Below are 14068 nucleotides of genomic sequence, written 5' to 3'. Positions count from 1 at the left end.
CTCACGCCTCCTTTCCTGCTGCCAGGCGTATTCTTGGATCAATCAGAGAATAAGCGATGTCAACGATTAATACTACAAAAATGTAAAAAGCGCTGTAAAAAATCGTAATTCCCATGATTGTAGAATAATCATTGGCCTTAATGCTATCCACAAATAAGCTGCCGATTCCCGGAATGGTATAAATATTTTCTACTGCCAGAGATCCCGTCAGAAGATTTACAACAATCGGTCCAAGAATAGTTACCACAGGAATAATAGAGTTTCTCACTGCATGACGCATCAGTACTTTCATAGGACTCAGTCCCTTCGCCTTAGCAGTAATGATATAATCCTGCTCCAATACTTCTAACATCTCTGTCCTGATAAACCGTGCGACCATGGCAGTCGCAGAAAAAGACAGGGCAATAGAAGGAAGAACCGAGCATCTCCAGTCCGTCCAGAAGCCAACCGGAAGGATGCCCCATTTTAAAGCCACATAATACTGAAGCAGAGCCGCTGCCACAAAATTGGGAACAGAAACTCCCAGCACAGCCACAATCATGGTAAAATAGTCAATTCCGCTGTTGTGTTTCCACGCCGCAATAATTCCCAGGACAAGTCCCAGAGCCAAACCGATCAATACCGCCTGAATTCCGATCAATGCCGACGGACCGATTCTTCCTCCTATTACAGTCGCTACCTTTTGTCCCGTATAGGTAAAAGAAGTTCCGAAATCCCCATGGAGAATATTTCCCATATACTTTACATACTGTTTTGGCAGAGATTCATTTAATCCATACTGTTCTAAAACAACATGCTGCTGCTGTGCAGACATCATATTAAAACGTTCCGCATCAAAAGGAGAGCCGGGCAGCTTTTTCATCAGAAAAAATGTCGCCGTTACAATGACCCATAATGTCAGCACCAGATAAATCAGACGCTTGCAGATATATTTTATCATGCTGTATCCTCCTTTGCATTCCTATTTTCATAAGATTCCAAAAAGAGCCGTCCTCCTCCAATTTCGAAAAAGAAGGGGCGGCTCTTCTCATTTCCCGCATTTTAGCTGTAAGGGCAAACCTCTGCCCGCCGCGGATTATTCAAAGTAAGCGTACTTAAATTCAACATCTGGTCCGAAGGGATGGTTAACCAGTCCTTTTACATTTGATTTAGTCAGTGTAGCAGATCCTCTGTGATACAAAGGAGCAACAATCACATCTTCATCAACCAGAAGTTTCTCCGCCTGCAGCAGCATATTCAGACGCTTCGCATCATCAGTCTCAACTCTTGCATCGTTGATCAGCTTATTATAATTCTCGTTCTGATAGGAGCCGCGGTAAGGAGTACCATTGGTCCATAAATCAAGATAAGTCATGGCATCATCATAGTCAGCGCCCCATGCAGTGGAAGCAAACATATAATTATCGTTATCCATTAATTCATTTCTAGCCTGAACCGTCTTCGTATCGATTGTAATATCAATGCCTAAATTCTTATTTAACTCACTCTGTATGTAAGTCGCAACAGCTTTTGTCACAGAATCATCACGTACCAGAAGTGTCAGTTTCGGAGTCTCACCTAACTCCTTGCATCCCTCTTCCCAATACTTTTTCGCTTCTTCTGCATTAAACGGGCATAAATTTCCGTTAAGCTCACGGAAGGTCTTACTTCCGTCCCCATACATACCTTCCGCTACAAGACCAATGCTGGAAGAAGAACCATCTGCCAGGATCACCTTAGCCAGAGTATCACGGTCAATTGCTGCAGAAACAGCCTTACGAATATTTTTGTTTTTCATAACCGGATTGCTTAAGGAAAACTGCAGATATTCTGTTCTGAACTCGCTTTCAGATTTAAATTCCGGATTATTCTCGTAAGCAGCCACATTGGAAGAATCAAGTGCTACCTGGCTCAGCTCATTTGCCAGATAAGCATTTAAAGCTGCAGAAGCATCTTTCATAACTCTTACCTGCGTATTTTCAATCTTTACATTTGCCGCATCCCAGTACTTATCATTCTTCTTGAGGGTAGCACCAACTGCTGGATCATAGCTGGTAATTACGTAAGGACCACAGTAAATCATATTATCTGCACTTAAGCCATACTGGTCGCCTTTTGAAGTAACGTATGCCTCATTTAAAGGGAAGAACTGGCAGAGTACGGTTAAACGTGCAAAATAAGGAGTAGGTGCTTTAATTGTTACCTGGAATGTCTTGTCGTCAAGAGCCTTCACACCAACTTCTTCCGCACTAACTTTACCCTCATTGTACTCAGCACCATTTACAATATAATCTGTCATAATAAAGCTGTAACCGTTAGTCGCATCTGCGCTCATCTGCTTTAACCAGGAGAATACAAAATCACTGGCTGTTAAAGGAGTTCCGTCGCTCCACTGCAAGCCATCTCTTAAATGAAAGGTGTATGTAAGTTTATCATCTGAAACATCATAACTTTTTGCAAGTGCAGGCTGGGCCTCATTTTTTTCATCCAGGCGAAGCAGACCCTCAAATGCGTTGTTATTTACCATGGAGGACTGGCTGTCAGAAGCTGCCCACTGTACCAGAGTCTTGATTTCTGCGTTCGCATAAATGCTAAGCACCTGATCACCTGCTGCCGGAGCCGTCGTTTTGTCAGAAACAGATTCACTTGCACCTGAACTCTGTGAAGAATCACCAGTAGTTGTGCCGCCGGTACCTCCGGTAAATGCACAACCAGAAAGAGCTCCAATTACCAGACATGCTGCAGTACCTAAAGCTAATACTCTTTTTTTCATTTTTCCTCTCCTTTTGTATTACTTTTATTGTTTCGTCTTAATTTATAGCATTTTACCTATAAAATTATTTAAATTATACAGATATGTGGTGGTTGTGTCAATATTTATTTTATTATTTTGTATTGTTTTAAATTGTTTCAATTCTTAACCAAAATACTTTTTTTAATAAGTCAGAGCATTCAAAAAAGAGAGATCTAAACGTACTCTTGTTAACCTTTATCAATTCAGCGGCAAAACACAGGCTGCTCTCTGTAAAATGAACCAGTGTAATAACTGAAGAAAACACTATAATTACCATATCTTTACTTTAAAATTCACTTATAAGAATACTTGACAAGCAAAAATCACATGATATACTAATAGACAACAAGTTGTCCTATATTTTCAAGGAGGTATCATGAAACAATTTTATTTACAGCAAATCTTCTCTACAATATTTTATTTATCCAATAAAATCCAAACAGAAGGAGATAAGTTAGATAGAGACATTACCGTCCGGCAGTGGATGACACTGCTGACTATCCTGCACCTGCCAGAGGCCAAGGCCAATTATAATCAAATTGCCGACATGATGGGGTACTCAAAACAAAATGCGAAAAAACTGGTAACTGTCCTGGAAAGAAAAGGATTTGTCACAATTGGAAAAAGTGATTCCGATCGCCGTGCCGTATGTATTCAGGTCACAGAAAATTGCAGAAACATTTTAAACAATTACTATAATAGAGGTAATGTTTACTTAAACGAACTGTTTAAGGATTTTGATGAAGTGGAAGCTGAGACATTATGGAAACTTTTGAAGAAGCTCACTACTTATGACGGCAGCGCTTGGCATGGCTACGAGGAGAAAATTTCTCTTGAATAAATTGGAGGTTATAGAATGGATACAAATTGTGATATAAATATCATTCCCGAAAGATCCCTCATCGACCAATCAGTTGATATTACACTCACCGGATTGCAGCAAAATCAAAAGGTCATTATTCGTGCTGTAAGCAATGATTATTATTGCATTAACTCGGGAATGTCAGAGCAGGGACAAAATTCAGTATGGGAGTCCTATGGCGTTTTTATAGCAGATGATAATGGCAATCTTTCATTAGGAAAGGCTGCGCCGGTTAAGGGGACATATCAAATGTGTGATGCAATGGGACTTTTCTACTCAATGAAAATTCGGGAACACTGTCCGGTAAAACTTACAAAAGAACTTTCCGAAGTAAGTGAAAATCGGAGTTTTCATATTCTTTTTACCGTAGAGGCCAATGGTGAGATTCTGACTTCTAAAGAACATACCCGGCAGTTCTGCGATGAAACAATAAAAAGCGAAACCATTGTTCAAAAAGGTCTTATTGCACGCTGTTTTACCTCAGATATCATCAAGAAAAGACCTGCAGTTATTGTTGTAAGTGGAAGTGACGGAAGAATAGAGATTGCACAAGCTATTGCAGAGGTCCTGGCTCAGCGCGGATATTGTGCATTAGCAATCTGTTATTTCGGAATGAATGGTGCTTCACCAAATCTGAGCCAGATCCCACTAGAAATCATAGAAAACGCCATTGAATGGTTAAAGAAACAGGAAAGTGTCGACGAAAAACAGATTGGAATTTATGGACGTTCCAAGGGCGGAGAACTTGTTCTTGAAGCTGCCTCAATCTTTCCTGACATTACCTGTGTAATCGCCAACACACCCAGTTGTTATGTCTATGAAGGATTAAAAGATAAGATCACTTCACGTCATTCCTCGTGGACTTATGGTGGAAAGGAACTTCCATTCCTAAAGTTTTCTAATTCTATTCTATTTCAGATGATAATTAAAAAAATGCTGGGGCAAAAAGACCTTATACGGTGGATGTATCAGCAGTTAATTACAAGGGGAGAGACGGATAAAGCCAGTATTGCCGTTGAAAAGATCAATGGCCCTATATTATTTCTTTCCTCAGAATCAGATTCAATATGGCCCTCTCTCCTTCATTGTGAAACAGCAGTACATAGACTATACGAAAAAAAGTTTCAACACCATTACAAGCATTGTACCTATGAAAAAGCAGGCCATATGCTTACTTTACCATATCAGTCAATTGCCAATCTAAAGAAATGGAATGTAGGCTTGGAAGAATGGAAACAGGCATGTCTGGAAAGCTGGAGGCAAACAACAGACTTTTTAGACAATTGGAGTCATAACATTTAAACTTACAATTCGTCTGGTGAAATTTTTTTAAAGGAAAGGAAGAAAAAATCTGATGAAAGTTACAGCTATTTTAGGCAGTCCAAGAAAAAAAGGGGATTGCTTTAACGTAATAGAAATGCTTCAAAAAAGTTTTAACAGGGTAGAGGAAACCCAAATAGATTATATTTATCTTAATGATATCGAACTTGGATTCTGTAAAAGCTGCCTTTTGTGCTACACAAAAGGAGAGCAGTACTGCCCCCATAAGGAAGTGACCACCATGCTTTTAAATAAGATGCTGGAGTGCGATGTTGTGATTTTTGCCAGCCCCGTTTATGAGCAGCATGTAACAGCATTAATGAAAAATTTTTATGATAACTTTTCCTTCATGTTCCACAGACCCCGTTTCTTTCATAAAAGGGCAATTCTGGTTTCTTCTACAGGAGGATCTGGATTAAAAGAAACACTGAGCTATATGAAAATGTGCGCAATTGGATGGGGATTTCAAATTGCCGGAACTGTAGGAGTCTGTGGAGCTACGCTAAAAACAGACGAGGCTTATAAGCAGAATGTTCAAAACAATATTAACCATTTGGTTAATAACCTATTTAAAAACAAAGAATCAACCCCTACCCTATATCAATTGGCAATGTTCAGGGCAATGCAATCTAAAGCCTTAGGATCCTCAAAGAAAAAGGATATATCATTTGAATACTGGAAAGAGCATGGATGGTTCGAAAAAGAATATTATACAAACGCAAAAATCAGTCTATTCAAAAAAATCTATTCCCGATTCATCAGAAAAATAATGAAAAAACTAATAACCACCAAATTAATGATAATACGGTAAATAGTAAATAACCAGACCAAGTCAATAAGTTCGCCGCCCATTTTGGGCGGCGTTATATTTACCGTATTTTTAGTTTTTAACAACGATCTGGCAACTACTCTGACTACGGAATTAGTTTTACCGTTCATCTTATTGAATCGAAGTCTTTTCCATAACTACTCATATTTTAACATAAGTGACTCGCAAATCGGTTTATATCCGATTTTTTGATATATACTATTGGATGTTGGATTCAACAAATCCGTGTACAATACACATTTAGTAAAGCCTTTCTCTAATGCTATTTGACTTAATTGTGCAACACATGATGATGCATAACCATTGCCACGAAAATATGGAGGTGTATATACAAATGCTACACCCACAGCTGTCTGCATCTCTCTCGTAAAGCCAGCCATAGAAACAGGCGAGCCCTCAATTTCTAAAACATAAAGTTTTTTTGTAGACAATCTATAATGATACACGTTAGCATCTTGAGGAATAAACATTTCTGTTTTTCCATAATCTACTGCCGCATTAAACGCTTCCAGCCAATATGGGAAAAAATGCATATCTTTTTCTTCCAATAATCTAACAACTCCAAGTTGCTCAATATCAGGGTTCACAGCAGTAAGCTCATATATTCTCTGACTCATTGTTGTCTTAAATGTTAATCCCTTTTGAGCAGTATATTCTTTAGCAAATATGTCCGCTAGTTTTTTTTCGGTAGTCACACCCGGAATATTATATTCAGCCAATCCATCTATTAAACATTTTATAGCTTGATGATTAATTATATTATCTGTAGAATAAAGTGTGATATTATGTGGAGGCGTCATCAGAGCAGTAAGGCAAATACCGTTAACATCAGAAACAGTTGCCATCACCCACTTAGCAGAGTCACGCCAATCTGTTTTATCTTTCCCTTCATTACCGATTATAATATTGCCTAGAAGAATCATATTTTGCGCCTCATCACGCATTAGAACGTCATATGTATCTTTATAAAACTCATGCACATCATTATATAACTTATATTGCATAGTAATATCTCCTTTCCCATAAAAAGCACAAATAATCTTCACTCCAAATTCATATATTAGTTACGGCTTTTTGGTCAAATACAAAGTAATAGTGTCGTAAAATTCAATTCGATTATTATGATTTTGTATTACAGATTTTATACCTTTAAAGAAGTCTGATCTATAAGGCTCTTTTAAAACAATATGGTCGCAATGTGTACCAAGATACTCTATATAATTTTCAGCATTAAATTCCCGTTTGCTGTGAAACTTAAATTCTTGAAAATCTACAAAACCATAATTAACTGCGTTACGATAAATCAATTTCTGTGTGTACGGTGTTTCTGGTTTAAAATACTGGGAATAAACGTTTTGAATTTCATTAAATAGAGTTTCATTTGGCGTTTTATAATCTCCACGCATCATCATCATAGCGAGATGTCCACCACCTTTAAGCAGTTTATAGCTTTTTGTAAAGGCAATTTGTTCAGGTATCCATTGAATTGTTGCTGCTGAATAAATCAAATCAAACTGCTTATCACCGTAATCGTAATTTCCAAAATCCCCATTTACAATGTGAAAATTCCAATAATCCTTAAATTTATTTTTCGTAAACTCGTAAAGGTTTTCTCCAAGCTCTATTGCAAGATAATTACAATCAGTTCTTAAAATCGGTTCAGTTGCTTGACCAGTTCCCGGACCAATTTCAAGTACAGATTTAGAAGAATCAAGTTCTGCATTGTTAATAATACAGTCAAAAGCCTCTTTACAATATTTAGGCCGCCATTTGTCAAACTTCTCTGGAATCGTATCAAATACTTTTCTAAATTCCATTTATTTACCCCTCCCTATTATATATATAACGTTTACTACAACTAAAAATTAATTAATTCATTATACTATTAAAATTTTAATATTCCAAATAAATTTAATCCTTAATGTTTGTGGTCCAAACCCACTAAATAATACTAGTAAAATTTGCAGCTGCTCCGTAAAATATATTTTACACATAAATTGCGGACTGCTTAAACGATAATGGTTTATTCTTATGACATATAACTACCCTAAGTCGTCATTTGTTTAGGAGAATCGGGACTATGGAACAAACATACCAGAAAAAAAGGAAAATAAGCACTTGACAAAACGCATATTTGTAACTAAAATAGTTACAGAAGGAGGCACTTATGTATTCAACTAAATTATCGGTAAGCATTCATATATTGAGTGTGATTGTACTGATGGAGGGGCAGCCCGTCACATCTGAGTACATCGCTTCCAGCATTAACACCAATCCCGCCCTTGTGAGACGTTTAATGAGCCGTCTAAAGAAGGCAAAGCTAATTAAAACGAGTACGAAGCTTGGTGTAACAGGTCTTGCCAGAGAGGCGAAAGATATTTCACTTCTTGATATCTTTTTTGCAGCAGAAGACCATCAGGATTTGTTTAGTATTCATAGCAACACCAATCCAAACTGTCCAGTAGGGGCAAAGATAGAAGTCACATTGAAACATTTATACAACAACATACAATCAGCAACAGAGGAAAAGTTATCTGCCATTAGCCTGGCTGACATTATAAAAGAATTTATATAAAGCAACTCCGACTCATTTGATTAAAATTTGAGTCTGAAAGAAAAAGAAAGGATGTGAGCAAATATGAAAATTGCAATCATAGGTGCAACCGGTATGGCCGGCACTGCCCTCTACAAAGAAAGTGTATCACGCGGACACGAAGTCACTGCAATTGTCCGGCATAAGGATAAGGCAGTATCTTTGTTAGGAAGCGGAGTAAAAGTAATTGATAAAGATGTATTTGATCTAACAAGATCAGATCTTGAGGGCTTTGATGTCATTATAAATGCCTTTGCAACAGCTCCCGCTAAAGCGTATTTACACCTGGATCTGGCTGCAAAGCTCGTAAGTTTTTTCCGTGAAACCGGAAAGCCCAGACTGTTTTTTATTCTAGGTGCAGCCAGCCTGTTAGATGAAAACAACAAGCTGTTTCTAGACACTTTGAAAACCATACCTGATGTCGCACCCTGGATTTCCATTCCAGTGGAGGCATATAAAACCCTTAATTTTTTGAGAAACATTGAAAATGTGAACTGGGTAGGCGTATCCCCATCGGCTGAATTTGTCCCAGGAGAAGCTTCGGTCCCTGTTATAGGAAAGGATCATTTGCTGACCTCCTCCAAAGGCGAATCAGTTGTGACAAGCGGAACCATGGCTGTTGCCATTTTAGATGAAGTGGAAAATCCACAGTTTATTCGTACCAGATTTACCGTATGTAATCAATAATATAGAATTCAAACTAAAAATGGAGGTATATTTTATGAGTAAGACAATTGGATTTATTAATGGTAGTTTGAGAAAAAATTCATTTTTATTGCAAGAATATCACATCTAGAAATCATATAATCCCTTATTGACTTATTCGTATTTTCTAAAATAGAATCCGGAACTATGATTATTCCAACTCCACCCTCTTCTACCTTATTTATTCCCTTTATTTTACCTGGCTTCAATAAATCAATACATTCATACAATGCATTTACTTCTAATGATTTTCCATATTTCTTTTTTCCATTTTCCATTATTTGTTCGGTCGCATCTGTTACTTTTCCAAATGGCACATTAGTTATTAATAGATCTACATTTCCTAAATCATCAGCGTCTGTCAATGATGTTTTTTGCTTTAATATGCTTCTAGAAATTATATTTTTATCACAATATACATCAACTCCATAGTTTTCCATTATTTTATCAAGTGATAACGTAAAACCTCTATCTACATATAAGTTCAAAAAATGGTTTATATCCTCAATATTTTTCCCAATATTCTTCTTTACATCCATTTTATTCATAACAGGAATAACATCATATTTTGTTTTTTCTTTACTTTTATACAAAAAATGTTTTCTCCAATTAAGTAACACTCCTGCCTAATGAGTAGAATATTCATTAGAAAAGGAGTAAGCCAATGACACAGTTTTCAGATGCTACACGCAAAAAAATCGTAAAGCAGCATATTCAAGAAGGAAGAACTCTCGCAAGTCTTGCTGCAGAATATGGCGTTTCCAAAGCCTCAATTTCAAATTGGGTACGTGCATACCGTGAAGAATGCCAAACAGATGATGTTGCCAAATCCCAGTTAGAATTAATGGAAGAAGTTGGTAAGCTTCGCCAGGAAAAGGCTGAACTTGAAAAGGAAAACGACTTCTTAAAAAAAGCAGCGGCATTCTTTGCGAAGGAAATCGATTAGTGGCATATCGATTAATTGACGAATACAAGGATATCTATGGACTGAGATGGCTTCTGATCCATATGAATATTCTACCGAACGCTTATTACAACTATCTGAAGGCAGCTAAGAAAGAATACCGTCAGGAGAAAAAGGAAATATGTGATAAGATTCGTGAAATCTATCATAATTATGGGGGAAACTTAGGTAAGTATAAATTATGTTTTTTCTTGTTATATTTTTCCTTTTTAGACGGAAAAATTATTTTACAATTAAAGTACTACATTTCTATCAAAAAAATTAATTTATCTGCTTAATAAATAAAATCACATAATTAATAGCGAATTGCATATTTTTAAATTCAATGCTATGATAATTAAACCAGAACACACGATTACTGTTATCATTTAAGCTAAAACTAATTGACACAACTTTTTATAATAAAATATAATAATAGTAATAACTGGATGGAGATAAAAATCCAACACTATAACCGTTGCTTTTATATTATTAACTTCATATAAATAAAAAGAAAGGAGATAAATGGAACCTAATTTTGTTGTAAGAGGATCAATAAACAAAAAAACACTAAAAAGTTTTGAAAAACATTTACACAGACCATCATTTACTCTATTTATCAATATTGTCATATTAATATCTGTATCATTGGCACTTTTCTTTTTTTTGCTTAGGTTCAATTCTCTTGCTAATATTTTTTTTATAGGTGCATTATTCATATATATTGAAAAAATACTTGGAAGAAAATTGATTATGAAAAGGCTGCTTGTTGTAATAAGTCCTGAACAGTTAGACTTTAATTATAAATTGAAATTTTATGATGATCATATGACTATATCCAAAGAATCAGATGAATCCGGTTTTGATATAGATTACATTAATATTAGTCGTATTACTGAGACAAAAAAATATATCGCGCTATTTACCCGTGAAAATATGTGTTTTCCCGTTTATAATACATTTTATAATGATAGCGAGAAATACGAATGGATGGATTATATAGTAGATAAAAACAAAAAAATAAAATTGTACAATATACAGTAAGGAGCTTTTTTATATGCATCATACGTTTGAAGCTATAGGCGTATCAAATAAGGAAACATTAATGGAAACAAAAAAATATCTGCTACCTGGCTTTATCTGCCCCATGATGACAATAACGAGCATAGTTTTTTTATGTCAATCTATATATGAGATACTCCATGCTTCTACATTCATGTCAATCTTTTTTATTTTTTTAGCTTTATTGGTTTATTTAATATATCGCCACAAACTAATTTCGATCGTTAATCGCTATATGCAAAGTATGAAAGGATATATGCATACAGAAAATATGGTTTATAAGCTCAGATTTGATGATGAGTACCTTTGTGTGTCCATCAATGAAGCAGATATCAATATTCAAATCCCATATTCTGATTTTGTTAAAATAATTGAAACAGAAAATCATTACTTTATGAAAACAAAAGCAGGAAACCCTGTAATTATAACAAAACACTCATTATCTAATGTGTCAAAAGAGAACTTAAAAATTTTTTTAAAAAAGAAATGTACTAATGTTAAAAAAATAAAGCTAAGGCAATAATAAAAAAGAATGAATGTTTTCTCTAAATTGCGAAAACAACCTTTCTTTTTTTATCTATATAAAAATAATGTAAGGATCAAATAAAATCGTGTTTAAATAATTTGAGCAAGTTTACTTAATATTTTTTCAATAAAAGCACCAGTCGCTACAGTTCCTGCAGTTCCTGCTCCTACCTCCCACGCAATAACAGCAGCAATAATAACAATTAATGCAACCCCGACTATTTCTAGTTCCTCTCTGTGTTCTTCAACAAATGCAAAGATAGGGTCAAATATAGTAGGGTCCCCTCCATTGTGGATCTTTACACAATATGTAAATTTGAAAACAAATTCCACTGGTGGAAAATCGTCTTTTACCATAACTTCTTTTTTAATTGAATATGCTACATATGCCCAATTTCCTGTTTCGTCACTTTTTAGCCCTGATTCAAGTACTGAAGCACCTACTTCCACAGATGAATTTATATCAAATACAATATCAAGAATACTCTGAGCCTCTTCAAATCCCTCTAAGGTAATAGAAATCATATCACCAAGATCTATTTGACCTGAAAATGCTCGCCCATTGCTTATATCACACATTACAGAACCTGGATTTTTAGCACTATTATCAAAAATAGTTGTTTCTGAACTTGCCTCAACAATAATCTTGCTATCCGGCAAAACAGGGATTTCAACTGCTTGATTTAACTTAATTTTATCAGATGGAAGTACGACATAACACACATCTAAGAACTCCCTGTAATAATCCAGCAGCACGCTTTCAGTTTCTTCTGCGGTGGGTGGCTTAGGAACTTCAATTGCATCCCCTCCATTACTGCCGTATCCATCTATGGTTGAATGTGGATAGGCTACAATAAATTGGACAGATATTTTAAGGTCATGTAAAATAGAAGATAGAAAAGGAGTAATGATCATGACCGAAAAAAGAAAGCCCCGTTCTTATGCGGATGAATTTAAACAGCAGTTAGTTCAGCTGTACCATAATGGAAAAAGAAAATGTGATATCTGTCGTGAATACGATATTGCCACCTCATTGCTGGATAAATGGCTCAAGCAGTCTGCCACCTCTGGTTCTTTCCACGAGAAAGATAACCGTTCCACAGAACAGCAAGAATTAATTGAACTGCGTAAACGAAATAAACAATTGGAGATGGAGAACGACATTTTAAAACAAGCAGCGCTGATTTTAGGACGAAAGTAAATGTGATTAAGGCAAATGCTCACAAATACTCTGTATCAGCAATGTGTAAAGTCCTAAACATCCCTAGAAGTTCCTATTATTATGAAGCAACGCAGAAACAACCAGAAGATAGTCTGCCAGCTGAAATCCGGGAGATATTCCGGCAGAGCCGGAATAATTATGGTACCCGGAAAATCAAAGTGGAGCTTTCCAAAAAAGACCTCAGGGTTTCCTGTAGACGCATTGGGCGAATCATGAAGCAAGAGGGGCTTGTATCTTCCTATACCGTAGCACAATACAAGCCGCATGTGGATAAATGTAATGAATCCAAAGTGCAAAACATAGTAAACCGGGATTTCTCCGATCAGCCGCAATATAACGTTGTAGTCAGCGATTTGACCTATGTACGGGTAGGAAACAGCTGGAATTACATCTGTGTGCTTGTTGATCTGTTCAACCGGGAAATCATTGGTTACAGTGCTGGCAAGAGCAAAGATGCCAAGCTGGTGAGCAAAGCTTTTTCCAGAGTCAATGTAAATCTGGAAAAAATACAGATTTTCCACACCGACCGTGGGAATGAGTTTAAAAATAAAACTCTGGATGAAACGCTTGAAACATTTCACATTCGCCGCTCTCTGAGCATGAAAGGGTGTCCTTATGACAATGCGGTAGCAGAGGCTACATTTAAAATAATCAAGACCGAATTTATGAAAGGTCAGGAATATGAGACGCTAGAGCAGTTACAATACGAATTGGCTGATTATGTAAACTGGTTTAATAACCATAGGATTCATTCCTCGCTTGGTTATTTGACCCCCAAAGAGTATCGACTTACTAACCTTAAAAAAGTTGTCTAAAAAAGTGTTGACAATCCACTCGTAAGTTTTTTCCGTGAAACCGGAAAGCCCAGACTGTTTTTTATTCTAGGTGCAGCCAGCCTGTTAGATGAAAACAACAAGCTGTTTCTAGACACTTTGAAAACCATACCTGATGTCGCACCCTGGATTTCCATTCCAGTGGAGGCATATAAAACCCTTAATTTTTTGAGAAACATTGAAAATGTGAACTGGGTAGGCGTATCCCCATCGGCTGAATTTGTCCCAGGAGAAGCTACGGTCCCTGTTATAGGAAAGGATCATTTGCTGACCTCCTCCAAAGGCGAATCAGTTGTGACAAGCGGAACCATGGCTGTTGCTATTTTGGATGAAGTGGAAAATCCACAGTTTATCCGTACCAGATTTACCGTATGTAATCAATAATATAGAATTTAAACTAT

15 protein-coding genes and 1 pseudogene are annotated in these 14068 nt (G+C 36.4%); 10 read left to right on the top strand and 6 right to left on the bottom strand.

Annotated elements, in window-relative coordinates:
* Position 1: 1 nt before the first annotated feature.
* Complete coding sequence (locus tag RZO55_RS09065) at positions 2–940, bottom strand: ABC transporter permease (RefSeq protein ID WP_318063956.1); 939 nt, start codon at positions 938–940, stop codon at positions 2–4.
* Positions 941–1075: 135 nt separating this feature from the next.
* A complete protein-coding gene (locus RZO55_RS09060; RefSeq protein ID WP_318063955.1) occupies positions 1076–2752 on the bottom strand; it encodes a peptide ABC transporter substrate-binding protein in 1677 nt (558 codons plus the stop codon).
* 397 nt (positions 2753–3149) lie between these two features.
* Between RZO55_RS09060 and RZO55_RS09055 the strand changes: the two genes are divergently transcribed.
* From RZO55_RS09055 to RZO55_RS09045, 3 genes are read left to right on the top strand one after another with little or no spacing between them, the layout of a single operon-like run.
* Positions 3150–3614, top strand: a complete 465-nt coding sequence (locus RZO55_RS09055) for a MarR family winged helix-turn-helix transcriptional regulator (protein ID WP_318063954.1) — start codon at positions 3150–3152, stop codon at positions 3612–3614.
* A 15-nt stretch (positions 3615–3629) separates the two neighbouring features.
* Entirely contained in the window at positions 3630–4937 is a 1308-nt protein-coding gene (locus RZO55_RS09050; protein ID WP_318063953.1) for an acyl-CoA thioesterase/bile acid-CoA:amino acid N-acyltransferase family protein, read from the top strand.
* A gap of 52 nt (positions 4938–4989) precedes the next feature.
* A complete protein-coding gene (locus tag RZO55_RS09045) occupies positions 4990–5766 on the top strand; it encodes a flavodoxin family protein (protein ID WP_318063952.1) in 777 nt (258 codons plus the stop codon).
* A gap of 155 nt (positions 5767–5921) precedes the next feature.
* On the opposite strand, the gene RZO55_RS09040 is transcribed toward RZO55_RS09045, so the two are convergent.
* Together RZO55_RS09040 and RZO55_RS09035 are read right to left on the bottom strand one after the other, a co-directional pair.
* Positions 5922–6788: a GNAT family N-acetyltransferase gene (locus RZO55_RS09040; RefSeq protein ID WP_318063951.1), complete on the bottom strand. Its 867-nt coding sequence runs from the start codon at positions 6786–6788 to the stop codon at positions 5922–5924.
* A 60-nt stretch (positions 6789–6848) separates the two neighbouring features.
* Positions 6849–7601, bottom strand: a complete 753-nt coding sequence (locus RZO55_RS09035) for a class I SAM-dependent methyltransferase (protein ID WP_318063950.1) — start codon at positions 7599–7601, stop codon at positions 6849–6851.
* A 350-nt stretch (positions 7602–7951) separates the two neighbouring features.
* On the opposite strand from RZO55_RS09035, the gene RZO55_RS09030 reads away from it, so the two are divergent.
* Together RZO55_RS09030 and RZO55_RS09025 are read left to right on the top strand one after the other, a co-directional pair.
* Positions 7952–8359: an Rrf2 family transcriptional regulator gene (locus RZO55_RS09030; protein WP_318063949.1), complete on the top strand. Its 408-nt coding sequence runs from the start codon at positions 7952–7954 to the stop codon at positions 8357–8359.
* A 63-nt stretch (positions 8360–8422) separates the two neighbouring features.
* A complete protein-coding gene (locus RZO55_RS09025) occupies positions 8423–9064 on the top strand; it encodes an NAD(P)-dependent oxidoreductase (protein ID WP_318063948.1) in 642 nt (213 codons plus the stop codon).
* 56 nt (positions 9065–9120) lie between these two features.
* Here RZO55_RS09025 and RZO55_RS09020 read toward each other — a convergent pair whose 3' ends face one another.
* Positions 9121–9675: a DNA methyltransferase family protein gene (locus RZO55_RS09020; protein ID WP_318063947.1), complete on the bottom strand. Its 555-nt coding sequence runs from the start codon at positions 9673–9675 to the stop codon at positions 9121–9123.
* A 71-nt stretch (positions 9676–9746) separates the two neighbouring features.
* Between RZO55_RS09020 and RZO55_RS09015 the strand changes: the two are divergent.
* The 3 genes and pseudogenes from RZO55_RS09015 to RZO55_RS09005 all read left to right on the top strand — a co-directional run.
* Positions 9747–10207, top strand: a pseudogene (locus tag RZO55_RS09015) (transposase); the annotation flags it as partial.
* A gap of 343 nt (positions 10208–10550) precedes the next feature.
* A complete protein-coding gene (locus RZO55_RS09010; RefSeq protein ID WP_318063946.1) occupies positions 10551–11069 on the top strand; it encodes a hypothetical protein in 519 nt (172 codons plus the stop codon).
* A 13-nt stretch (positions 11070–11082) separates the two neighbouring features.
* A complete protein-coding gene (locus RZO55_RS09005) occupies positions 11083–11610 on the top strand; it encodes a YcxB family protein (protein ID WP_318063945.1) in 528 nt (175 codons plus the stop codon).
* Positions 11611–11702: 92 nt separating this feature from the next.
* Here the strand turns inward: RZO55_RS09005 and RZO55_RS09000 are convergent, their stop codons facing one another.
* Complete coding sequence (locus RZO55_RS09000; RefSeq protein WP_318063944.1) at positions 11703–12527, bottom strand: hypothetical protein; 825 nt, start codon at positions 12525–12527, stop codon at positions 11703–11705.
* Between RZO55_RS09000 and RZO55_RS08995 the strand changes: the two genes are divergently transcribed.
* Positions 12526–13649, top strand: a protein-coding gene (locus RZO55_RS08995; protein WP_439100039.1) for an IS3 family transposase whose coding sequence is annotated in 2 segments (ribosomal slippage) — positions 12526–12784 and positions 12784–13649 — 1125 coding nt in all. Because the reading frame shifts where the segments join, the coding sequence is not laid out codon by codon here. The genes RZO55_RS09000 and RZO55_RS08995 overlap by 2 nt on opposite strands.
* Before the next feature lie 186 nt (positions 13650–13835).
* Entirely contained in the window at positions 13836–14051 is a 216-nt protein-coding gene (locus tag RZO55_RS08990; RefSeq protein WP_318063943.1) for an NAD(P)-dependent oxidoreductase, read from the top strand.
* Positions 14052–14068: the final 17 nt, after the last annotated feature.

Source organism: Clostridium boliviensis (assembly GCF_033342255.1).
GTDB classification, from domain to species: domain Bacteria; phylum Bacillota; class Clostridia; order Lachnospirales; family Lachnospiraceae; genus Lacrimispora; species Lacrimispora boliviensis.
The sequence above is the reverse complement of the archived record's forward strand: the minus strand, read 5'-3'. Positions and strand labels throughout refer to the sequence as shown.

What these genes read in the sequence shown, in the direction of transcription:
- RZO55_RS09030 (WP_318063949.1), top strand. Translation starts at nt 7,952, where the DNA reads ATGTATTCAACTAAATTATCGGTAAGCATTCATATATTGAGTGTGATT.
- RZO55_RS09000 (WP_318063944.1), bottom strand. Translation starts at nt 12,527, where the DNA reads ATGATCATTACTCCTTTTCTATCTTCTATTTTACATGACCTTAAAATA.
- RZO55_RS09065 (WP_318063956.1), bottom strand. Translation starts at nt 940, where the DNA reads ATGATAAAATATATCTGCAAGCGTCTGATTTATCTGGTGCTGACATTA.
- RZO55_RS09055 (WP_318063954.1), top strand. Translation starts at nt 3,150, where the DNA reads ATGAAACAATTTTATTTACAGCAAATCTTCTCTACAATATTTTATTTA.
- RZO55_RS09050 (WP_318063953.1), top strand. Translation starts at nt 3,630, where the DNA reads ATGGATACAAATTGTGATATAAATATCATTCCCGAAAGATCCCTCATC.
- RZO55_RS09005 (WP_318063945.1), top strand. Translation starts at nt 11,083, where the DNA reads ATGCATCATACGTTTGAAGCTATAGGCGTATCAAATAAGGAAACATTA.
- RZO55_RS09045 (WP_318063952.1), top strand. Translation starts at nt 4,990, where the DNA reads ATGAAAGTTACAGCTATTTTAGGCAGTCCAAGAAAAAAAGGGGATTGC.
- RZO55_RS09025 (WP_318063948.1), top strand. Translation starts at nt 8,423, where the DNA reads ATGAAAATTGCAATCATAGGTGCAACCGGTATGGCCGGCACTGCCCTC.
- RZO55_RS09010 (WP_318063946.1), top strand. Translation starts at nt 10,551, where the DNA reads ATGGAACCTAATTTTGTTGTAAGAGGATCAATAAACAAAAAAACACTA.
- RZO55_RS09060 (WP_318063955.1), bottom strand. Translation starts at nt 2,752, where the DNA reads ATGAAAAAAAGAGTATTAGCTTTAGGTACTGCAGCATGTCTGGTAATT.
- RZO55_RS09040 (WP_318063951.1), bottom strand. Translation starts at nt 6,788, where the DNA reads ATGCAATATAAGTTATATAATGATGTGCATGAGTTTTATAAAGATACA.
- RZO55_RS09035 (WP_318063950.1), bottom strand. Translation starts at nt 7,601, where the DNA reads ATGGAATTTAGAAAAGTATTTGATACGATTCCAGAGAAGTTTGACAAA.